A 21626-nucleotide genomic window follows, 5' to 3' on the forward strand; every position below is an offset into this window, starting at 1 on the left:
TGCTGCGGACCGCTGAACAAGTCAAGGAGCCGTTGATGACGGTGACAGCAGACAAGGGCGACATCATATCGGTGCGCGACCTGACCTATCGCTACAAGGGCCAGGCAAAGCCAGCAGTGGATGGCGTCAGCTTCTCGGTGCGCCGGGGCGAGATCTTCGGCCTTTTGGGCCCTTCTGGCGCCGGCAAGAGCACCACGCAGAAGGTGCTGACCCGGCAACAGCGCGGCTTCTCTGGTAGCGTCGCTATTCTCGGCAAGGATCTGGCCGCTTGGGGCCAGGACTATTTCGAGCGCATTGGCGTCGGCTTCGAACTCCCCAATCACTATCTCAAGTTCACTGCCCGCGAGAACCTGAGCTTTTTCGCCTCACTCTACACAAGGCCCAGCCGCGACCCGCGCGATCTGATGGCGCTGGTCGGACTTGAAGACTATGCCGATGAGAAGGTCGAGACCTTCTCCAAGGGCATGCGCATGCGTCTCAATTTCGTGCGGGCCATCCAGCACGATCCTGAGCTGATCTTTCTCGATGAGCCCACCGCTGGTCTCGATCCCGTCAATGCCGGCATCGTCAAGACGCTGATTGGCGACCTCGCTCGTGAGGGCAAGACGGTGGTGTTGACCACCCACAACATGAACGATGTCGACCAGCTCTGCGACCGTATCTCCTTCATGGTGGACGGACGCTTTGCAGCCCTCGATACGCCGCAGGCACTCAAGGCCACGCACGGCCGGCGCATGGTGGCAGTCACGCCCGAGCAGGGCCCCATGGAAGAGTTCGACCTCGATGGGCTTGGCGACAATGCCCGCTTCCTCGAGCTTCTGCGCGCTGGGCGGATCGACCGAATCCACTCCCAGGAAGCCAGTCTCGACAAGGTCTTTAGCGATGTCACCGGCCATCGGCTCGACCAGGCCGCTACCGAGGCTGCGTCATGAGCGCGATCCTCTGGCGCCTCGTCGGCTGGGATATCCAGCTCCAGGCCCGCGAAAGCATCTATGCCTTTACGGTCCTGACCACTTTGGGCTTTGCCATCTTCCTCTCGCTGCTGCCGCCCGATGCGCCGCCGACCGTGTTCACACTGGTGCTGTTCTTCGATCCCGCCATCATCGGCGCCAGCTTCGTGGGCTCCATCGTGCTGATGGAGCGCGGCCAGAACACACTCTCAGCCCTCTCGGTCTCACCCGCCTCGCCCCGCCAGTACATCATCGCCAAGATCATTACCCTGACCGCGCTTGCCATTGTGGGGAGCCTGTTCCTTGTCTTCGTCGCCTTCTGGGTGCCACCCTGGGACATGCTCGTCCGCTTCACCATTGCCCTTGTCTTCACCGGCGCGGTCGGCGTCCTCGGCGGCTTGCTGATCGTCGCTGGCGCCAATTCGATGAACCATTTCATCGCCCGCGCCATGCCCATCACGCTCATTCTGTTCCTGCCGCTGCTCTCGCATTTCGGCGTGGTCACCGGCCTCTGGCAATGGCTGCTCTTTGCCATCAATCCCGGCCACGCCATGTTGCGGGTCATGCTCTGGGCGGCGGAACCCTCTGCCGTGTCCCTTGCAGACACCATCTATGGCTTTGTCTATCTCGGCATCACCGGCGTGGTGTTGTTCCGCTGGGCCTTGGCCGTCTACAGCTCCGAACTCAGCCGTGTCGAAGAATAGGACCGGACCATGAACCAGATCCTCACCGTCATCCGCCACGACATTGTTTCGATCACCCGCGACAGCGTCATGATCAATATTGTCGTCATGCTGTTCGTGCTGGCGGCAGCAGCAGCCACCTTGCGCCATATGGGGGTCTATCCCGAATACTGGCACAATACCCAACTCTTGCTCCTGCTCACCTATATGCCGGGCATGGGCTATCTGTTCGCCATGCTCATCGTCGACGAGCTCGACAGTGGCGTGAATCAGGCCCTGCTGGTCAGTCCCGCCTCGGTCATGGGCGTACTCTGGGCGCGGGTGGCCATGCCCACCCTCTTCGTGATCCTCTACGCCTTCCTGTTCATCTACAGTGCCCGGGCCATCGATCTGCCCTTCGTGCAATGGCTTCTGCCGGTGCTCACGCTGTCGCTCGCCGTGTCATGGGTGACCCTCCTGGTCCCCGCCATCTCGCGCGATAAGGTGCAGGCACTGGGCCTGTTCAAGATCCTCAACCTCTATGTGGCCATCGCCACGGTTGGCCTCTTCATCCCCCAGGATGCATGGTACCGCCCGGTACTGTGGCTGACGCCCGCAAGCTGGGCCCTCAACGGCATCGAGGCCTTTGTCGCGGGCAATGGCGGGACTGGTTATGCGTGGTCCGCCGGAGGACTGGTGTTCTTTGGCCTGCTGGTGGCCCATGCCGCCTGGCTCTATCTGCGTCGACAATCACGCTGAAACTTCACATCATCGCCTGCAGCAACAGTCCTGCCATTGCGCAGAGCACCAGGGTCCGCAGCACGCCCCAATGCAGGACAAACAGCGAGAAGGCAGCCAGGGCGGTCAGGGCAAGCGCCCACACATCCAGGCTGGACCATAAGGGCAGTGCAATCGTGACCGGCCCGCTGACAAAGGTTCCGACTTCATTGAACAGCACATGCAAGCCGAACCACAGTGCCAGATCGAAGATCACGCCCACCACGGCGGCTGTTATCGCGGAGAGTGCTCCAGCCAGGGCGGCATTGTTGCGCAGCCGCTCGATATAGGGCGCACCGAGGAATATCCAGAGAAAGCAGGGAACAAAGGTGACCCAGGTCGCCAGGCTCGCCCCCAATATGCCACCCCAGACCGGATCGAGGCCGAATGACTGCCGGAAACCGGCAATGTAGCCGACAAAACTGAGCACCAGCACCAGCGGGCCGGGCGTGGTCTCCGCAAGCGCCAGTCCATCGAGCATTTCCCCGGGCCGCATCCAGCCAAAAGTGCCCACGGCCTCGGTGGCGACATAGGCCAGAACCGCATAGGCGCCGCCAAAGGTCACCACCGCCATCTGGGAGAAGAAGCCCATGATGGCGACAAAGGTGTTGTCCCAGCCCCAGATCAGCACCAGTGGGATCAGCGGCCCCAGCCAGAGCGCGCCCCAGATTGCCAGGACGCCTGCGGTGCGGTGCCAGCTCGGAACGATCTCGGCGATGTTCTGGTCGATGACAGCGGGGCCGCTGGATTTCGTGTCGCCGCTCTTGTGACCAGCGTTGGCCAGCAGGTCCGGCCGCTGACGGGCGACGAGAAAGCCGATCATCCCGGCCAGGAGGACGACAATCGGAAAGGGGACGGCAAAGACGAACAGGGCGATGAAGGCGGCGATGGCCAGCCCATAGGCGATTGCGTTCTTGAGGGCACGCCGGCCCACCCGGATTAGGGCCTCCACCACGATGGCGAGGACAGCGGCCTTGAGGCCAAAGAAGATGCTCGCAACCCAGTCAAGCTGCTGGAACAGCGCATAACCGGTTGCCAGCGCCAGGATGACGGCGAAGCCAGGCAGGATGAAGAGCACGCCTGCGGCCACGCCGCCGCGCCATCCATGCAGCAACCAGCCGATATAGGTCGCCAACTGCTGCGCCTCGGGACCGGGCAGCAGCATGCAATAATTCAAGGCATGGAGAAATCGCGCCTCGGATATCCAGCGCCTTTCCTCGACCAGTTCCTTGTGCATCAAGGCGATCTGGCCGGCCGGGCCGCCGAACGAGAGAAACCCGATCCTGGCCCAGACGTGGACCGCCTCGGAGAAAGTGGGGTAGGGTGGGATCGAAGTATCGTGCATGGAGATGGGCACTCAAGGAAGTCTATTTGGGTACCACGACCTCTGCGTCCACCACCATGGTCTGGAAGCGCGACGGAATGGTGACGCCCTGCCCGTTCCCGGCGCCGTCTCCGCCGATGCAGAAGTCGCCCCGATTGGCGCGGTCTACCCAGGGGTGCATCCGCCTCAGGCTCTCGTCCACGCTCATGGATTGCTCATGCGGCGTTTCCACCAGCAGATGGTCCAGCGCATAGGAATAGCTGTCATAGCGGTAGTTGAGCGCCCGCACGAACCAGTCGATATGCCACTGGTTTTCCGTCCGCCGGGCCGCGACATTGTCGGCAACGCTCTGCTCGATCCCGCCCAGTTCGGCCAGGGCCACCCGCCGCTGCCGGTCCACCTCAACGACAGCGCAGATCGATTGAAACGTCGTAGGCAGCGTGTCGAAATCGGCCAGCACATGGCGGCCGACCGTGTTGTAGCGGGTGGGCGAGGATTGGTACGTCGTGGTCCGCAGCCAGGTGTAGTAGCGCTGTTCGGTGTATCGGAAGTCGCGGGTCGGCCCGATCCGTGTGCGCTGCAATTCCACCGATGAATCAAACATCCAGTCACGGCCGTGCGCGGCAATGAGGAACCGCCATGTGCGGTCATGCATCTCGCGTTCCTGGTCGGTCTGGTTGAGATTGGAAACCGGCTCCTTGCGATTGGTCGCAATCAGCTTGCCGGCATAGGGCATGACAGTGTCATGCAACACGCTGGGCTGGGCGCGGCCGAAATCCCCCACGGGCCGGGCGACGCAGCCGGTAGCAAGGGCAGCCACAAAAAAAATGGCAATGGAACGGACCCATGGCCCGATGGGCCTATACACGCTTGCGCTTGCGCCTTGCATCGCTGTGCTTGCTTGGTGGCGACGGCGTCCCGCGTTCATAACGCACCCCGGTGAAAATCAGGATCTGGGCGTCGCCGAGAACTTGCATCCCGGCTTTGGCGGGTTTCTTACGCCCATCGAACTTCAACAGCTTTCCCAAGCCGGCCTCCTCATATGCGCCGCTCCCCCGTCCCTAGTGGAGGCAGCGAGTCAGTGACTCATGTTCCCGGCGCGACGCCCCTCGCGCTGTTCTGCATTAAGAGATCGTCAAGGTTAACAGTCTGCTAACGAATTGGCGGCAAGAGTCGTACTCGCATCAAATTCGATGCAAAAACGAGTCGATGGTTCCGCCAGAAATGCTTGGATTTCAGCCTTACGAGACCTTTCAGCTATTGATCGAGACGGGTGGTGTTGATCGCACCAATACCCTCCTGATCGCTGCATGCGACGCCTATGCGCGGCGCGGCAAGCCGACGGCTCCCGAAATGGAACAGTTCGAGGTCCTGGCGGCGCGACTGTTTCCCACCGCAGGCCCCCAGGCCCGGGCCAAGGGTGCGGCTATCCTTGGCCGTGCCGAAATACTCTCCCCGGCGCTCGAGCGACTGGTGGTAGAGAATATCGGCGAGGACCTGATCCCCTTCCTCGAAGGGGCCGCCGAACTCTCCGACCAGACCATGCTCGACATCATTGCCCGTTATGACGTGCCGGCCTGTGCCACGCTAGCGACGCGAGCCGACCTCTCCAATGTCGTCATGGCCAAGCTTTTTCAGATGAATTCGCGCAAAGTCTATCGGGCCCTCGCCGCCAATGGACAGATTACGCCACGTGGCGCCTATCTCAGTGCCCTCGCCCGTTCGGCGCAGATGGATCACCTCGTTGCCGAGGCGCTGGGACGGCGCGACGATTTCGACGCGGCGCTCCTGGCCCCGGCCTTTTTCGATCTATCCGACGCGCATCGGGTCAAGGTCATCCAGTCCTTTGCCAACCGCACCACCCCGACTGCCCCGATATCGCGCACCATCGAGCAGCTCTCGGTTGCGAGCGGCGAGTTGACCAAGGCGTTGATGAAGCTATTCTCCGAGAACCGTCGTCCCGAGGTGACCCGTCTTCTCGCCCAGATCACCGGGCTGGACGAAGTCCGTTGCGGCCAGATTGCCCATGATGTTACCGGCGCCTCGCTGTTCGTCATCCTGCGGGCCTTCGGTGCCACGGCCTATGACGGGCTCAAGGTGCTGATCCATGCCACCAGCCATGACAGCGAGCGCTCCCGCGCCCTGGCCGATTTTGCCACCCTGTTCGGCGCCGTCTCGTCCGAATCCATGGCCTATCTGATGAGCGCCTGGCGCGGCGAGGTGAACCTGCTCGAACTGTCCAAGCCGCAGCACCAGCCTCTCGCCCAGGTCAGCAAGCGCACCGCTTCCCTCGGCCCGGCGCATAATCCGGTGGTCGAACAAGCCATCGAGGCCCTGGCCAAGATCGGCGTGCGCCGCGCCAGTTAGCCCGTTTCTGCACGAAAGATTGCAAAGCCCTCGAACCTGGTTCGGGGGCTTCTTGCTATGGGTTGGTGTCGCGCACTAGGTCGATATCGAGGTCATCACCCCGCCGGTCGATGCTGAGCACCCAGAGGTCAGGATCGAAGTCGATTTCCTGGGCGATGCGTTCGCGCACCTTGCCCGGTTCCACCCGCATGTAACGACGCTGGAAGACCGGTCCTACCTCGTCGCCGCGGCTGATGGTCGGCGCGGGCGTATAGAGCGAGCGCGTACCATCGAGGTGATCGACTTCGATGAACACCTGTCCGGCGATCGGGTCGCCGCGCCGCACCACGACGCACATATTGCCCATGTCATTGTGGCGCCGGACAAAGGCCATGCACCACAGATCGCTGCGGAGGCTCGTCACCTCAGATCGTCGCGCCGGCCTTGACCAGCAGCTCCACCAGGTCCGGCTGCACCTGCCCGGTCATCTTGTAGCGATGGAAATTTTCGAACTCGCGGATGGCGCGAGAGGTTTCGGGGCCTGGTTTGCCGTCAATAGGTCCGCGGAAGAACCCCAGGCTGGCCAGCCCAGTCTGGATCTGCGCCACCAGCGCGGTGTCGGTTGCCGGCGGCACGCGGGCTGGCATCGAGCCGCTCCCGGCGCTGGCAAGTTGAACCGTAGGCGCTGGAACGGAAGCCGTCGGCTGCACAGGTGCCGGCATCGGCTGGCTCTGCGCCGTCAGGCCCGGCAATGTCGCGCGAGGAACCGGCGGGCTGCTGTTGGACGTTGGTGAGCCCCGCGACACATCAACCGCGGCAATGATGGAATCGATGGTGTTGGCAGCCGATTGCGCGACATCGTCGAACACCTGCTCGGCCGGCGAAAGAGCGGGCAAGCGAGCCACCACCTGATCCTGCTGCACCGGCGCCGGGGCGACCTCAGCCACAGGCTGCAATGCTTGAGGTTGCGCCACCGGTGCGGGAGCCACGGCCTGGGGCTGTACCACTGGCGCAGAAACGCGGCCCGCGGAATCCGCCGCCAGAATTGCCGCAATCACGGCTGGATCATTGGCGCCGGTCGGGGTCAACCCATTGCGCTGCTCGAAGGCGCGGATCGCCTCTGCGGTCTTGGGGCCGTAATAGCCATCGACCTCGCCAGTAAAGAGCTGCAACTCGAACAGTTTCTTCTGCACCGCAAACATCTGTTCATTGCCCACTGGGGCATCGGGGACAGTTGGCGCGGTCGCATTCGCTACACTGCCGGTGGTCTCGGCAGACGAGACCGACGCTGCAGGGATTGAGGGCAGAACCTGAACAGCGTTGCTTCGCTGTTCAACCGGTCGCTCGACCACAGGGGTCGGCAGTGGCGCAACAGGGCTGCCCAGATCGGCAAAGAAGGGCGAGGGATGGTCCGATGTCTGGAAGAACAGCGCATTGCTGCCGGCAAGCGCCGTCAACGTGACCATCGCCAACAGGCCGGTGGATGCCAGGGGCGCGCGCATATAGCGCGAAAATGTCCAAAGCCCCGCGCGGCCAAGAGTGCCGAGCAGGGCGCTGCCGGCCATGAGCGGCAGCTGGGTGAGGGTCGAAGCCGTCATTGCGCTTTTCTTTTTTCGTTTGGCCATGAAATGGGGGCCGCCGATGCGGGCTCGGAAAACAGAGGAAGAATGTCGGCAGTTTCACCTGGTTTGGTTGCTGGACCGTTTATGGGCAGCAAGACAGTGATGGTTGTTCCCGCCCCGATTTCGGACATGGCCCGCAATGTGCCGCCATGCAGTTCCACCAGTCCCTTGACGATGGAGAGCCCCAGTCCGGTCCCCTCATACTTGCGCGCCAGCCCGTCCTGCACCTGGAAGAAGGGCTCGCCGATCCGCGCCATGGCGGCCGGCGCCATGCCGATGCCCCGGTCGCGGACCGAGAAATTGATGGACTGGCCCTGCCGCTTGGCGCTCACCGTCACCAGGCCGCCGACATGGCTGAACTTGATGGCATTGGAGAGCAGGTTGATCATGATCTGCCGGCAGACCCGCTCGTCGGCATTCATCAGCGGTAGTTCGGGCTCGATTTCCGAGACCAGGCGAACTGAGCGTTCCTGGGCCAGCGAGTCGACCATGTTGAGGCATGCCGGAACAATTTCTGCGGGATCCATCGATTCGGCCTGGATTTCGAACTTGCCGGCCTCGATGCGGGACATGTCGAGCAGCATGCCCACCACTTCGAGCAGGTGTTTGCCGCTCTGCTGGATCAGGCCGGCATATTCCTTGTGGGTCGGCGACAGGTCGCCGCCGATGCCGCTGCTCATCATTTCGGAGAAACCCACCACCGCGTTGAGCGGGGTGCGCAATTCGTGACCAATTGTGGCAAGGAAGCGGGACTTGGCCTGCGAGGCGTCTTCGGCCACGCGGCGCGCCTCGGCCATGGCCGTCTCGGCGTCCTTGCGAGCCGAAATGTCCCGGACCAGCGCAATCACTTCGTGGCGCGGGCCGCGATTGCCCTCCTCCACAATGGGTGACAACTGCATTTCCGCCCAGACGAAGCGCGGCACATTGCTGCGAGCGCGCGGGTCGTCCTGGCGCAGGCGCACTTCGATGGTCCGGCTGCGGCCATCTTCCGCTGCATCGGCAAATGCCGTGAGGAAGGTGGGACGGTCCATGACATGAAGGCGTTCACTCAGCTTGGCGCCAGCGATCTGGTAGCGCGGGCAACCGAACAGGGCTTCGGACGACCGCGAGGCAAGCAGGACCGCCCCATCGGGCGAAAAGCGCAGCACGGCGTCCTGAACATGTTCGATCAGATGCCGGTAGGCGCGGATCTGTGCCTTGTCGTGCACTTCAAAGGCAGCATTGATCCGGTGGGCACTGTGGGCCACCACAGCAAAGGCAATCATGAAGCCGGCAGCTGACGAGGCCAGCAGAAACGGCTCGGCAACCGGCACGGCCGGCAGGCCAAATATGGAGGCAACCAGCCCGAGCAATACCACTGGCACGAGGGCCAGCCAGCTCAGGCGGCGCAGCATGGTGCGGGCCAGCAGTGCGGCGAGGACCGGGCCCATGACGGCCATGGCAAGCCCGGCATCGCCGAGGCGCGGGTCGGCCAGGGTCAGCACCAGGCCCAGCGCCATGAGCGTGGCCGTTTGGGTCGCGACCGCAACATCACTCTGGCCCCGCCGATGCTTGGCCAGGCTCACCAGTCCACCGGCCAACGATATCATGGCCAGGAGAAATGGGAGCGAAGCCCCTGACAGGAGGGCGTAAATCGCTGGGGCCGTGCTGAGCACGGCCGCGATGATCAAGATGTGGGCATTGTTGGCGATGGTCTTGCGCCGCAGCATTTCAGGTCGATTGCCGCCGCTCACCAAAATGGGGTCGCTCGCCTTGCTGGCTCCGAAGACCTTGAAGCTACGCATCCACAAAAAACTCACTCACCAACGCCTGTCTTTGTCCGGCCGCTGCGGCCTGGATCGCGGCCCTTCCCCGAGCCGTTCCGCCCGAATGGGTTCGGGTCTTTGCTGGCGCGAGCCTCGTCCCCCAACCGCTAAGACGAGCTTAAATCGGGCGGTCCAGGAGGCAGTTACTGGGCCATCTGGGGCTGTTTTGGCAGTTAGCGTAAACAAGGGGTTGCAGGAGTTGAGCGAGACCTCGGCATTTGTCTCAAATTTTATCGACTTGTCCCAGTCGCGCTTAATCGGTGACCGCTAGCGTTCAGTCATCGGACGGGAAATGGTCCCCGCCGCGATGGACCCGAGACGATGTTTCTTTTGCGCTCCGCATTCTGGCTCACCCTCGCCTTCCTGGTCATCCGGCCGGGTATCGGCGCAGACATGAGCGACAACGCCGCGACAATGTCGCGCGACGCCATGGCGCGCGGCAGTCTTTTCGTGGCTGAACAGATCCAGGCCATCGAATGCAGCGAAATTCAGTGCCTGGGTGGCAAGGCTCTTGCCGCCGCAGCACTCCAGGCCACCCCGCACGTCGGCATTCCCATGCACGCTGCGCCGGCGAAAATACAGGTTCCGTCCCCAAGACCTCGACCGGACCGCGCGGGATGACAGATGCTTGCCCCGGCACCTGAGTTTCTACCCCAGGGGTCGTGTCACTTCCCCAAGCGACGCTACTCCATAGGCCCCTGGCCCTGCCGCAGATGCGCTGCCCCGCATCTGCGGCTTTTTCTATCGCCTCCGGGTCTGGCAAAGGCTCTTCTCTTCCCCTAGATAGGGCGCATGACCCAGCTTGATATTCAGCCCCAACAATTCCGTGAGATAGCCGAAAACCTCTCCTATCTCGGGGACGGAAGCGACAGTCTTGAGTACTTGATGGAGCTCGGAGAGGCATTGCCGCCTCTTGCCGAAGAAGAAAAGACCGATCAAAATCGACTACGCGGTTGTGTGTCCGACGCCTGGCTTGTGACAGAGCCATTCAATAAGGGTGAGGAAATTGCACTCCGTTATCGCGGTGCTAGCAAATCAAGAGTAACTCAGGGGCGAATGGCGGTGCTTATAGCCTTGTACTCTGGCCGTACAGCAGCAGAAATCTATGCCACTGACGCAGTTTCGCTACTGAATCAACTTGGTCTTCGGGAAAACTTGCCACTTAGTAGAGCAGCCGGCCTCAAGTCGATGATTGACCGCATCCGCAATGAAGCTCTCGCTCTAACGAGAGTTTGAGATTCTCCCTGGCACACTGTGCCAATGGCCTGGTGGCCATGGTCAATCGCATCCGCGGCCAGGCGCGGGCCGCGCTTTAGGCAAACGCTAGTACGCCCCGGATGGTACTTTCATTTTCCGGCAAAGCAGATTGCTTTGGTGGACAGGAGCAGCCTCTTCGATATGCCCGACCCTGCCGTCAAGACCAGCAAGGGCTCTGCGAATAGGCGTGCGAAGCTGGCATCAGGATTGCGGCAGAGGCGCAAGGAATGGATGGCAGCGATCCTGGATGACATGGATCGGTGCGCACGCCATTTCCCTACTATCGCGGAGGCTGACGCAACAGCACCAGGCATCACATCGTTAATCTGCGCATCCCGCTTAACCCATCGGAACGCGCTCGGGCAGCCAGCTTCGCGTCGTGGCGCGATCCCGGCCAGTAGCCTGTTCCAGCAGGCCCATTCGGGCGGCGACCTGATCGAGACCAATGCGTAGAACCAGCTTGGCACTTCGCCTTGGCCAGTTGCGTTCGGTCTCGACCTGCTGCAGGCCCTTGTCATACAGGCAGACATCGACCAATACGCCCCAGCAATCGGGCGGCAGCAGCCCGGCGAACACGGCGAGCCTTTTGCGGGCATCGGCGGCATTGTCCGAAATATCTGCCTGTGCCGCTCCCCTGCTGCGCCCCACCCGCCCCGGATCGTAGCTCATGGTCACACGCTGCCGCAGCGCCGCCCCGTCGAACAGTCGCGCGAGGCGGGACGAGGCCTCCAGATGGTGGGGAGCCAGAAAATCTTCCGGCTTGCCGGTACCGCCCAGCCGAAGCAGCGGCTCTGGTATCGATGGTGCAGTTTCGAGGCCGGCCATGGCTCAATTACCGCCATTCTGCAATCGCAGCTCAAGGTCGGTGACTTCGGCATCGAACTGGGGGTCGTCGCGCATATCCTCGATCAACCCGCAAGCATAAGAGACTGTAGTCCTATCTCGCCCGAAGGCCGTCCCGATCGATGTCAGGCTCTCGCCCAGAATCACATGCGCCAGGTACATCGCCAATTGCCGGCTCCGCGCCACACCGACCCGGCTGCGAGAACCATGAAGAATCATGGCAATCGGGATACCCTTGTGTGCCGACACCAGGCCGACAACCTGGCTGATGGATCCCTGGGGCAGCTTGGCAGGCAACAGCACTGCGGCTCGAATGGTCCCCGTGATATCGATTTGCATGGTTCGCTCCGTCGTGACTAGGATTCTATTCCTAACCATGAACTAAAGCTAGCCACCCGGGGATAAGTCAGCGCCTCGCCGCTGATGTCCTGCCGCTAAAAATGAGAATGGCCGCCCAAGGGGCGGCCATTGCGGCAGACACTGCAATCACGCCTGAAGCGTGTCAGCCGGCCTTGCGGCCCAGACCATTGTCCTTGGCAAGCTTGGAGCGCGTTGCCGAATAGCTCGGAGCAACCATCGGATAGTCGGCCGGCAGGCCCCACTTCTCACGATATTCCTCGGGCGAAAGATTGTAGTGGGTCCGCAGGTGGCGCTTGAGCGACTTGAACTTCTTCCCGTCTTCCAGGCAGATGATGTAGTCGTTGGCAACCGACTTGCGGATCGGCACCGCAGGCTTGAGTTCCTCGACAGGCGCGGGAACTTCATTGGCATGCAGGGCGCGCAACGCACCATGGACCTCGGCGATCAGCTTGGGCAGATCACCCGGGCTGACAGCATTGTGACTCACATAGGCAGAGACAATCTCCGTGCTGAGCTCGATGAGATCAGACTCAGCAGTTGCGAACGCGCCGGTATCGTCGTTCATTTTTCAACCTTCCGTTTTTTATTGGGCGGCAACAGGGGCAGCCACCGCCTTTTTGATCTATTATGACCCTTTATTAGTCCATGCAACCCCGGCGGAACGCCTTAACATGTAACTCACGAGGGATTTATGTGGCAGGATTTTGTTCGTTGTTTGTGGCGAGTTGATCAATCAAAGTTTCATTACATGGCTTGTAGCCGGATATATAACTCGCCCTCGCCAGCAGATGGGCGGAAACAGGCGTTGTCAGCAAAGGAAAAACCACGCCAATAACGGCGCCCATTGCAGCTGCGGCGTCTTGACGGAGCACGGCCACCGCAAGGAGATTCAGTCCCCCGCCCACCGCGCCGGCCTTCGATGCTGCGTGCATGCGCGTATAGAGGTCGGAAGGCGAACCACGTCTCTCGAGATTTGTATTGCCTGCCGCGCCGTCACTCTCGCTCTCCCGCAAGTCCGGTGGCGGCGACATAACGCGACGGGTTGGCGATATCTGCTGCACCCGTGATGATGGTCTCCATCAGCGGGCCGGGCCAGAGGCCGATAATGACAATGCCGGTTACCAGGAAAGCCGTTGCTCCGAAGGCCAGACGACCGCGACGATCGAGTGATAGTAGCGGCAGGGACGCATGCTCGGCGCCCTCGCCTTCCGGCCCCGCGCGCCAGAACACATGGGCCCAGAGCCGCGACCCCGCGATCAGGGTGAGAACGGCGTTGATCATCAGGGCAAACACCATGGCAACTCCCAGCCAGCCCGGCGCCACCCCGGTGGCGCTTTCGGCAAGGCCCGCTTCAAGCAGCAGCAGCTGGGGCCAGAAGCCGAGGAAGGGCGGCACGCTGGCGGCCGCCAGCACCAATATCAGAAAAAGAATCGAAATCGGCGCACTGGCCGCATAAAGCCCTCCCATCTGCCGCGTATCGGTGACCCCGGTGCGCTTCTCAATCAGCCCCGCGACCATATAGAGCGCCGTCATGGTCAGGATCGCATGGAAGATATAGAGGCCCGAGCCGGCAATGCCGTTCAGGGAGGGCATGGCAAGGCCCACCATCACGGCGCCGATGCCGCCAATGACCACGAAGCCGATGGCGCGGCGCAGGTTGGTCTCGGCTATGGCCCCGAGCGGCGCAATCACCAGCGTAGCCATGGCGAGCATGGCCAGAGCCGGCTCCAGAAGATCGCGGCTGCCCGGCAATACGGCGACCAGCGCCCGCAGCATGGCATAGGCGCCCACCTTGGTGAGGAGGCCCGCAAACAGCGCGGAAACTGCCGCCGCCGGCGTGTGATAGGAGGCCGGCAGCCAGGCATTGACCGGGAATGCCGCCGCCTTCATTCCGAAAGCCAGCAGCAGCAGGGCCGCGACGCCGGCCATGGCTGCCGGATTGGCACCGGGCGCCACGCGCATGATGTCGGCCATGTTCAGCGTGCCGAGCAGTCCATAGAGCAGGCCGAGGGCGAGCAGAAAGAACGTGGTCGCCAGGAAATTGAGGAAGCCGTATTTGACCGCCCCGTCCAACTGCATCGGCCGACCGCCTTGCACGATCAGTCCGAAGGAGGCGATCAGCATGACTTCGAACCACACATAGAGGTTGAAGAGGTCGCCGGTGAGAAAGGACCCCGTCACCCCGGCCAGCAACAGCAGGACCATCGAGTGGAACGCATCGCGCCCATCGGCATCGGCCCGGTCGATTTCGGCGTAGAGAAGCACGATCAGGGTCACGACTGCAGCAGCCAGGGCGAAGCTGGCGCCAAACAGGTCGGCCGTCAGGCTGATCCCGAAGGGCGGCAACCACTTGCCCATGGTCATGCTGACCGGCCCGTTGGCCAAAATCTCAATCAGCAGCGCGACCTCGCAGGCAATGATGCCCAGGACCACGATCAGCGCGCCGATCAATGGCGTGCCATTGCTGCGGCGGAACATCAGCAGGCCGGCCGCGCCCATCAGGGCGAGCGCGATGGGCAGCACGATCGCCCAGTCGGCTGCGGGCGTCACCGTGTCGAGCATGGCCAGCGGCAGGTTGGTCGCGGGAGAGGGAGTTGCCATGGGATCAATAGCTCAGTGGCGGGCTGGGCGAGCGTTCAGGCTCAGCCATGCGCATGGTGTCGGTATTGTCCGCGTCCAGGCTCTGATAGGCGCGGAATGCCAGCACCAGCAGGAATGCGAACATCGAAAAGCCGATGACGATCGCGGTGAGGATCAGCGCCTGCGGCAGCGGATTGGCGATCGCGCCTTCGGGCACGTCAAGTCCAGGTGGCACGATTGGGGCGATTTCCCGTGTCAGCCGTCCGGCCGTAAAGATGGTCAACAGGACACCATTGCCGAAAATGGTCATGCCGATCAGCATGCGGATGACCGAGCGCGACAGCAGCAGATAGGTGCCGACGGCGATGAAGAGGCCTACGAGGCCAGCCAGAATGTATTCCATCCTAGAGATCCTCCTCGCGGTCGCTTTCGAGCGAGAGCGCTATGGCTGACAGTGTGCCAAACACGACGCAATAGACCCCGAGATCGAAGAATAATGGGGTGGAAAGCGGGATTTCGCTGCCTCCGAGGGGCACATAGAGCCAGATACTGGTCATGAAAGGCGAGCCGGTGAACAGGCTGAGCAGACCCGAAAATCCGGCCAGCATCACGCCGAATCCGGCAAGTGCCATGGGATCGACGTGGAGGGAACGGCGCACGGCGCGCACGCCCACCGCCATGCCGAACACGGCAATCGAGGCTGCGGCGATCAACCCGCCGATAAAGCCGCCGCCCGGCTCGTTGTGCCCGCGCAACGTCACATAGACCGAGAACACCAGCATGATGGCGACGATTAGCGGCGCTAGGGTCCGGAAAATGACTGTGTTCATGATGCGGCCTTCCTGGGCTTACGAACCCGTTTGGGCTTGGCCGTCTCGGAGGGAGACACATCCATGGTCTTTTTCTGCCGCCGCAGCAGCGCCAGTATGGCCATGCCCGCGCCCATCACCACGGCGATTTCGCCCAGCGTATCAAAGCCGCGATAGTCGACCAGGATCACATTGACGATGTTGCTGCCATGGGCAATGGGCACGCTGGTCGCGGTGAAGAAGTCCGAAAGCCGGGTGTCCAGGGTTCCGTTCAGCACCAGCATGAGCAACAGGCTCACGCCAAGGCCGCAGACAATTGCCAGCAGGCCATCGCGCGCCCAATCTTCGAACGGACGGTGATCGCGCTGGTCGAGCCGCAGCCGTGTCATCACAAAGGTCAGGATGACCACCGAGAGGATTTCAACCATCAATTGGGTAAAGGCCAGGTCCGGCGCGCCAAAAACCAGGAAGATCAGCGCCACGGCCGTGCCTTGCACGCCCAACGACAGGATTGCGACAAGGCGCGACGGCGCCACCAGCACGGCGATCAGCCCCAGCACGGCAAGGCCGACAATGCCCCATTCATAGATTTCCAGCGAGGGCAGAACGAGGCGGTGGCTCCAGTCCCCGAGTTCCGCTATGGGCACAAGCCAGTCAAGGCCACCCCAGGCCAGCATCGGCCCGAACAGTGCCACCGCCATGGCCCCGAAAACCGCGGCCAGATAGAATTCCAGTTGCCCGTGATGCAGGAACCTTGTGACGGCGCCTGCGAAACGGATGAGACCGAACATGACCGCGTCGAACACCGTGTCAGCGGTCCAGCCCAGGGCGTTGTCGAAGCGGCGCAGCAGGGTGCGGATGGTGTCCGCCTGCCTGAAGACCAGCACGCCCAGCCCCCAGGTCAGCGCTGAAAGCCATAGCAACGGCGAGGTCACGTCCAACGCCAGCGTTAGGTGGCTCTCCACCTCCGTTGCCAGAATGGCCGAGGATCCGGGCACCAGTACGTCATGACCCAGCCAGTCGGGCAGGATCCCGGTCACGATACCGGCGGCACCCAGCAGGATCGGTCCGGCCAGCATGGCGATGGGCGCTTCATGCGGTTTCTTGGGCGTTTGCACGGCTTCCCCGAGGAAAGGCCGGATCATGACCAGCAGTGCAACGCCCGCCAGCATGGCATTGCCGATGACCAGCACGACCAGCACCAGCCACGCGGTCCATTGCCCGCTCATAAGCCCGAGATACATTTCCTCCTTGGCGAAATAGCCCACGGTCAGAGGCAGCCCGATCATGGACAGGGCGGCCAGGGCCGCCCCGATGAACGTCACTGGCATCTTGTCGGCCAGCCCGCCAAGGGCGGTGATTTCGCGCGTCCCGGCCTCATGGTCCACGGCGCCGGCGACCATGAACAGTCCGGCCTTGTAGAAGGCATGTGCGACGAAATAGATCACCATGCCGGCAATGGCATAGGTGCTGCCCAGGCCGATCAGCAGGACCAGCAAGCCCAGCGAGGCAATCGTAGTCTGGGCGAGTATCTGCTTTAGATCGGTCTCCTTGAGCGCGCCCAGCGCGCCCCAGATCAGCGTCATGCCGCCAAAGGTCACCAGCACATTGGTCCAGACATCCGTCCCCCCCAGCGACGGGGTCATGCGCGCAAGCAGGTAGACCCCTGCCTGCACCATGGTGGCCGAATGCAGGAATGCCGAGACAGGCGTCGGCGCCTCCATGGCATTGGGCAGCCAGAAATGCAGCGGAAACTGCGCCGATTTAGTGAAGGCTGCGCCAAGGAAGCAGATCAGCACCAGCAGATAGAGACCGTTGCCGCGCAGCACGTCGCCCATCTCGTGTACGACGCTCATCTCCCAGGTGCCGGCCAATTGATGCACCAGAATGGCCCCGGCCAGCAGGAACATGCCGCCGATATTGGTGATCACCAGCGCCTGGATAGCGCCGCGCCGAGCCGCCTGGCGAGAATGATCGAAACCGATCAAAAGGAATGACGTGACCGAAGTCAGCTCCCAGAACAGGAACAGCGACAAGAGGCTATCGGACAGCACCAGCCCGAGCATGGCGCCCATGAAGGCCAACATGAAGCCGAGGAACCGCCCCTGATGGTGATGTCCTGCAAGATAGGCCCCCGAATAGAGCACGATCAGCGTGCCTATGCCGGAAATGGTCAGCGCAAAGATCAGGCTCAGTCCATCCACGAAGAAGGACAGGTTGATGTCGTAACCCGGTATCCATGCGAGCGAGCTTGCAGCAGAGCCGCCGTCGACCACGGTTTCGACAAAACCAAGGAGGAAAACAAAGATGCTGGCCGGGACAATGGCAAGAATCCAGCCGGTATATGCGCCCGCAAAGCGGTGAATGAACGGCGCCAGGACAGCGGCCACGAATGGCGCAATGGCAACAAGCCCTATGCTTGCATCAAGGGTCGGCCCCAATGCTGCCACTCCTCTCTCGCTCTCGAGCGATTCAATTGGATAGGGTTGCGACCTTACCGATTGGCGACCGGGGAACAAGGGGAATCGGACCGGGTGCGACCATAGGGCCATGTGTTTTCAACCATTTCCGGGGCTGGCATTGCCGCATCGGTCGGCCTATGTGCTCTTGCAGCTTGTTCACGCGGCCCCGGCCGACTGTATCGCGGAGAGATCATGACCAAGGCCACACCGCCCCTCGCCAGGCGCGTTCCCCACAGCCACACGCATCACAACGTCACCCGCGATGACCCCTATGCGTGGCTGCGCGCCGATAATTGGCAGGAGGTGATGCAGAAGCCTGAAACGCTCGATCCGGAAATCCGCGCTTATCTCGAAGCCGAGAACGACTATTACGAGAGCCAGTTCGGGCAGCCCACGGCCGACCTGCAGGACGCGATCTACAAGGAAATCCGCGGCCGCATCAAAGAAGACGATAGCGGTGTGCCCTCCCCCGACGGGCCGTTCGCCTATAACTCGCGCATGCTGGAGGGGAAACAATATCCCCAGATCGTGCGAACACCCCGCAATGGCGGCGAGGAGACAGTGCTGCTCGATTGCAACATCGAAGCCGGTGAGAGTTATTTCGGTTTTGCCGGCGCCAGCCACGATCCGTCGCACCGCACCCTCGCCTGGGCCGCCGACCGCGCTGGTTCGGAATATTACGACATCGTGCTTCGCGACCTCGCCACCGGCAGGGACAGCGACGAGGTCATCCAGGACACTGCCGGCGCCTATGTCTGGTCCAATGACAGCCGCGCGCTCTATTACACCGAATATGACGACAATCACCGGCCCTACCGCATTCGTCGCCATGTCATCGGCACCGACCAGTCGGCGGACCCGATCATCTACGAAGAAAAGGACCCCGGCTTTTTCGTCGGGGTGGGCAAGACGCTATCTGACAAATTCATCATCATCGATGTTCACGACCACCAGACCAGCGAGGTCTGGCTGATCGACGCGGAAAAGGGCGGCGAACCGCGCCTCGTTGCCCCACGCGTCATCGACCGCGAATATGAGGTCGATGAGCGGGATGGCGTTCTCTATATCCGTACCAATGCGAATGGTGCGGAGGACTACAAGATCGTCACGGTCTCGGCAGACAATCCGTCCGCGGAGAACTGGGTCGACCTCGTTCCGCACCGCGAGGGCGTGCTGATCCTCGATCTGTCCCTGCTCAAGAACCACATGCTTCGCCTTGAACGCGAGGACGGGTTGCCGCGCATCGTCGCCCGCGACCTCAGGACCGGCAAGGAGGAAACCGTCGATTTCGCCGAAGAGGCTTATTCGCTCGGAATGTCCACCGGATACGAATTCGATACCAGCGTCTTCCGGCTGTCCTATTCCTCCCCCACGACGCCCAGCCAGGTGTTCGACATCGACCTTGAAACCGGCAAGCGCACCTTGCTCAAGACCCAGGGAGTGCCCTCGGGCCACAACCCGGTCGACTATGAAACCAAACGCCTCTTTGCCACAGCGGCCGATGGCGAACAGGTGCCGGTGACCCTGCTTTACCGCAGGGGCATCCAGCTCGATGGGTCGAACCCCGCCCTGCTCTATGGCTACGGCGCCTATGGCATGTCGATGCCCGCTGCCTTTTCGGTGTCGGTGCTGTCGCTGGTGGATCGTGGCTTTGTCTATGCCATCGCCCATATCAGGGGCGGCATGGACAAGGGCTATCGCTGGTACAGGCAAGGCCGGCGCGAGCACAAGGCCAATACCTTCACCGATTTCATCGCCGCTGCCGAAATGCTCATCGAGGCCGGCTATACGCAGAAGGGCCGCATCGTTGCCCAGGGCGGTTCGGCCGGTGGCATGTTGATGGGCGCCATTGCCAATCTGCGCCCCGACCTTTGGGGCGGTGTCATCGCGCAGGTGCCCTTCGTGGATGTGCTCAATACCATGCTGGACGAGACGCTGCCGCTCACTCCGCCGGAATGGCCTGAATGGGGCAACCCGATCACCTCGCCCGATGACTATAGCCGCATTGCTGCCTATGCGCCCTATGAGGCAGTGTCCGATCAGGTCTATCCGCCGATCTTCGCGCTTGCCGGCCTGACCGATCCGCGCGTCACCTATTGGGAACCGGCCAAGTGGGTGGCAAAACTGCGGGCAACCAAGAGCGGGGACGCGGCTTTATACCTCAAGACCAATATGGGCGCCGGCCATGGCGGCGCGTCCGGCCGCTTCGACCGCCTCAAGGAAACTGCCCAGTGCTATGCCTTTGCAATAAAGTCAGCCGGACTGGACGTTTAGTTCCACGCGCGACATTGTTGCGGCCAACGCATCTGCCTATAACTCACCGCGAATTGCGGCTTGTGCCGGCGTCATCCTGAAATCCAACTGGAGGCTAAAATGACCACCTTTGAACTCCCCGCCCTGCCCTATGCTTATGATGCGCTGGGCCCCTACATGTCCAAGGAAACGCTCGAGTTTCACCACGACAAGCACCACCAGGCCTATGTGACCAATGGCAATAACCTGCTCAAGGACTCGGGTCTGGAAGGCAAGAGCCTCGAAGAGATCGTCAAGGAGAGCCATGGCAAGAATGCCGGCCTCTTTAACAATGCCGGCCAGCACTACAACCACATCCACTTCTGGAACTGGATGAAGCCCAATGGCGGCGGCAAGTCCCTGCCGGGCAAGCTGCAGGTGGCCGTGGACAGCGATCTGGGCGGTTACGACAAGCTGCGCGCTGATTTCATCGCCGCCGGCACCACCCAGTTCGGCTCCGGCTGGGCCTGGATTTCGGTCAAAAACGGCAAACTCGAAATTTCCAAGACCCCGAATGGCGAATCTCCGCTGGTCAGCGGCGCCAGCCCGATCCTGGGCGTCGATGTTTGGGAACACTCCTATTACATCGACTACCGCAACGCCCGCCCGAAATATCTCGAAGCCTGGTTCGACAACCTGGTGAACTGGGACTACGTGGAAAAGATGTTCGCGGACGCCACGGCTTAATTCCAGATCATCGACCCGATCGATTTCCAGACCCGTCAGCGCAAGCCGCTGGCGGGTTTACCTTTTTCGAAATCGCTTTGGGGAACTCCAACCCCGCCCTTCAAACCCCCTGTGGCGCATGTTAACGAAGGCTTAACGATAAAAAGGGGAAGCCGTGAGCGTTCCGGGCAAGACCATAGCCATGCTGGCCGCTAACCCGGCCCTCAGCGCCGTGTTGACCATGGTGCTGGTCGGCGACTCACGCCTGCGGGTGCGCCCTTTCGACAGCGAAGCCGAGCTGTTCGCCTATATGCGCATTGCCCCGCTCGATCTGCTGGTCGTTGATTTCGACCGCGAGGGGCGCCCGGCCTATGAAATGGTCGAGGCCATCCGTCTGGATCCCGCTTTCGTGTCGCGCGAACTGCCGGTCATTGCGCTCACCCGGGCCGTTACCCCGCCCATGCGCCAGCAGGCAATCAGCGCCGGCATCGACGAGGTGGTGGTCAAGCCGATGTCGCCTCGCCATCTGCTGCAACGCGTGCAGACGCGTCTGCTCAATCGCAGCGTCGTCGGCGCTCTGGGTGCCGGTTATCGCGGCCCGGAGCGGCGCAACCGCCCGTCGGCGCGCCTGCCCGAGCCGCATCCCGGCCGCCGCTATACCGACAATGTGGTGCCGCTCTTTCCCGATCGCCGCGCCCAGCGGCCCGATCTCGGACCCCTGAGCTAATCCAAGTTAGGGTTGAGCAATCGGTTCCTGCGCCCCCTCGCCCTCAGGGGAGAGGGTTGGGGTGAGGGGTGAAGACCCCTCGGCCAACCTCAAAGCTAAACCCCTCATCCGGCCCTGTCGGGCCACCTTCTCCCCTCAGGGGAG

23 protein-coding genes are annotated in these 21626 nt (G+C 62.1%); 9 read left to right on the forward strand and 14 right to left on the reverse strand.

Annotation, left to right across the window (positions count from 1 at the left end; translation table 11 throughout):
• Positions 1-35 precede the first annotated feature (35 nt).
• From ACXYMS_RS06885 to ACXYMS_RS06895, 3 genes are read left to right on the forward strand one after another with little or no spacing between them, the layout of a single operon-like run.
• Positions 36-932, forward strand: a complete 897-nt coding sequence (locus ACXYMS_RS06885; RefSeq protein ID WP_458904885.1) for an ABC transporter ATP-binding protein — start codon at positions 36-38, stop codon at positions 930-932.
• Positions 929-1654: a hypothetical protein gene (locus ACXYMS_RS06890; RefSeq protein WP_458904887.1), complete on the forward strand. Its 726-nt coding sequence runs from the start codon at positions 929-931 to the stop codon at positions 1652-1654. The genes ACXYMS_RS06885 and ACXYMS_RS06890 overlap by 4 nt, the downstream gene beginning before the upstream one ends.
• Before the next feature lie 9 nt (positions 1655-1663).
• Positions 1664-2371 (forward strand): hypothetical protein, encoded by a 708-nt coding sequence (locus ACXYMS_RS06895; protein ID WP_458904889.1) that lies wholly within the window; start codon positions 1664-1666, stop codon positions 2369-2371.
• Between the two features lie 4 nt (positions 2372-2375).
• Here the strand turns inward: ACXYMS_RS06895 and chrA are convergent, their stop codons facing one another.
• The 3 genes from chrA to ACXYMS_RS06910 are packed head-to-tail and all read right to left on the reverse strand — an operon-like array spanning position 2376 to position 4741.
• Complete coding sequence (gene chrA, locus ACXYMS_RS06900) at positions 2376-3734, reverse strand: chromate efflux transporter (protein ID WP_458904891.1); 1359 nt, start codon at positions 3732-3734, stop codon at positions 2376-2378.
• A gap of 22 nt (positions 3735-3756) precedes the next feature.
• Positions 3757-4581 carry a hypothetical protein gene (locus ACXYMS_RS06905; RefSeq protein ID WP_458904893.1) on the reverse strand — a complete coding sequence of 275 codons (825 nt, stop codon included), beginning with the start codon at positions 4579-4581 and terminating at the stop codon, positions 3757-3759.
• Positions 4574-4741, reverse strand: coding sequence for a hypothetical protein (locus ACXYMS_RS06910; protein WP_458904895.1), 168 nt, complete (start codon positions 4739-4741; stop codon positions 4574-4576). Before ACXYMS_RS06910 ends, ACXYMS_RS06905 begins: the two co-directional genes overlap by 8 nt.
• A 196-nt stretch (positions 4742-4937) precedes the next feature.
• Between ACXYMS_RS06910 and ACXYMS_RS06915 the strand changes: the two genes are divergently transcribed.
• On the forward strand, positions 4938-6080 hold the full coding sequence (locus ACXYMS_RS06915; RefSeq protein WP_458904897.1) for a DUF2336 domain-containing protein: 1143 nt from the start codon (positions 4938-4940) through the stop codon (positions 6078-6080).
• 55 nt (positions 6081-6135) lie between these two features.
• Here the strand turns inward: ACXYMS_RS06915 and ACXYMS_RS06920 are convergent, their stop codons facing one another.
• Genes ACXYMS_RS06920 through ACXYMS_RS06930 form a run of 3 tightly spaced genes read right to left on the reverse strand, consistent with a single transcriptional unit; the run spans position 6136 to position 9465 of the window.
• Positions 6136-6483, reverse strand: coding sequence for a DUF1491 family protein (locus ACXYMS_RS06920; RefSeq protein ID WP_458904899.1), 348 nt, complete (start codon positions 6481-6483; stop codon positions 6136-6138).
• A gap of 1 nt (position 6484) precedes the next feature.
• Positions 6485-7657, reverse strand: a complete 1173-nt coding sequence (locus ACXYMS_RS06925; RefSeq protein WP_458904901.1) for a peptidoglycan-binding domain-containing protein — start codon at positions 7655-7657, stop codon at positions 6485-6487.
• Positions 7654-9465: a PAS domain-containing sensor histidine kinase gene (locus tag ACXYMS_RS06930; RefSeq protein ID WP_458904903.1), complete on the reverse strand. Its 1812-nt coding sequence runs from the start codon at positions 9463-9465 to the stop codon at positions 7654-7656. The genes ACXYMS_RS06925 and ACXYMS_RS06930 overlap by 4 nt, the downstream gene beginning before the upstream one ends.
• A gap of 342 nt (positions 9466-9807) precedes the next feature.
• Between ACXYMS_RS06930 and ACXYMS_RS06935 the strand changes: the two genes are divergently transcribed.
• Both ACXYMS_RS06935 and ACXYMS_RS06940 read left to right on the forward strand, forming a co-directional pair.
• On the forward strand, positions 9808-10107 hold the full coding sequence (locus ACXYMS_RS06935) for a hypothetical protein (RefSeq protein ID WP_458904905.1): 300 nt from the start codon (positions 9808-9810) through the stop codon (positions 10105-10107).
• A gap of 171 nt (positions 10108-10278) precedes the next feature.
• The gene (locus ACXYMS_RS06940; protein ID WP_458904907.1) at positions 10279-10722 is read left to right on the forward strand and encodes a SufE family protein; all 444 of its coding nucleotides are present in this window, start codon (positions 10279-10281) and stop codon (positions 10720-10722) included.
• A 360-nt stretch (positions 10723-11082) separates the two neighbouring features.
• Here the strand turns inward: ACXYMS_RS06940 and ACXYMS_RS06945 are convergent, their stop codons facing one another.
• The 8 genes from ACXYMS_RS06945 to ACXYMS_RS06980 form a co-directional block, all read right to left on the reverse strand.
• A complete protein-coding gene (locus ACXYMS_RS06945) occupies positions 11083-11568 on the reverse strand; it encodes a DUF6456 domain-containing protein (RefSeq protein ID WP_458904909.1) in 486 nt (161 codons plus the stop codon).
• Positions 11569-11571: 3 nt separating this feature from the next.
• Positions 11572-11925, reverse strand: a complete 354-nt coding sequence (locus ACXYMS_RS06950; protein ID WP_458904911.1) for a helix-turn-helix domain-containing protein — start codon at positions 11923-11925, stop codon at positions 11572-11574.
• A gap of 163 nt (positions 11926-12088) precedes the next feature.
• Positions 12089-12511: a Ros/MucR family transcriptional regulator gene (locus ACXYMS_RS06955; protein WP_458904913.1), complete on the reverse strand. Its 423-nt coding sequence runs from the start codon at positions 12509-12511 to the stop codon at positions 12089-12091.
• Between the two features lie 124 nt (positions 12512-12635).
• Entirely contained in the window at positions 12636-12977 is a 342-nt protein-coding gene (gene mnhG, locus ACXYMS_RS06960; protein WP_458904915.1) for a monovalent cation/H(+) antiporter subunit G, read from the reverse strand.
• Entirely contained in the window at positions 12940-14547 is a 1608-nt protein-coding gene (locus ACXYMS_RS06965) for a proton-conducting transporter transmembrane domain-containing protein (RefSeq protein ID WP_458904917.1), read from the reverse strand. Before ACXYMS_RS06965 ends, mnhG begins: the two co-directional genes overlap by 38 nt.
• Before the next feature lie 4 nt (positions 14548-14551).
• A complete protein-coding gene (locus tag ACXYMS_RS06970; protein WP_458904919.1) occupies positions 14552-14929 on the reverse strand; it encodes a Na+/H+ antiporter subunit C in 378 nt (125 codons plus the stop codon).
• 1 nt (position 14930) lies between these two features.
• The gene (locus tag ACXYMS_RS06975) at positions 14931-15356 is read right to left on the reverse strand and encodes a Na(+)/H(+) antiporter subunit B (RefSeq protein ID WP_458904921.1); all 426 of its coding nucleotides are present in this window, start codon (positions 15354-15356) and stop codon (positions 14931-14933) included.
• Positions 15353-17776, reverse strand: coding sequence for a putative monovalent cation/H+ antiporter subunit A (locus ACXYMS_RS06980; RefSeq protein WP_458904923.1), 2424 nt, complete (start codon positions 17774-17776; stop codon positions 15353-15355). Before ACXYMS_RS06980 ends, ACXYMS_RS06975 begins: the two co-directional genes overlap by 4 nt.
• A gap of 213 nt (positions 17777-17989) precedes the next feature.
• On the opposite strand from ACXYMS_RS06980, the gene ACXYMS_RS06985 reads away from it, so the two are divergent.
• From ACXYMS_RS06985 to ACXYMS_RS06995, 3 genes are all read left to right on the forward strand, one after another.
• Complete coding sequence (locus ACXYMS_RS06985) at positions 17990-20071, forward strand: S9 family peptidase (RefSeq protein WP_458904925.1); 2082 nt, start codon at positions 17990-17992, stop codon at positions 20069-20071.
• Between the two features lie 99 nt (positions 20072-20170).
• Positions 20171-20776 carry a superoxide dismutase gene (locus ACXYMS_RS06990; protein WP_458904927.1) on the forward strand — a complete coding sequence of 202 codons (606 nt, stop codon included), beginning with the start codon at positions 20171-20173 and terminating at the stop codon, positions 20774-20776.
• 154 nt (positions 20777-20930) lie between these two features.
• Positions 20931-21482, forward strand: coding sequence for a response regulator (locus ACXYMS_RS06995; RefSeq protein WP_458904928.1), 552 nt, complete (start codon positions 20931-20933; stop codon positions 21480-21482).
• The last annotated feature ends 144 nt before the right edge of the window (positions 21483-21626 follow it).

This window comes from Devosia sp. CAU 1758, from assembly GCF_054482695.1.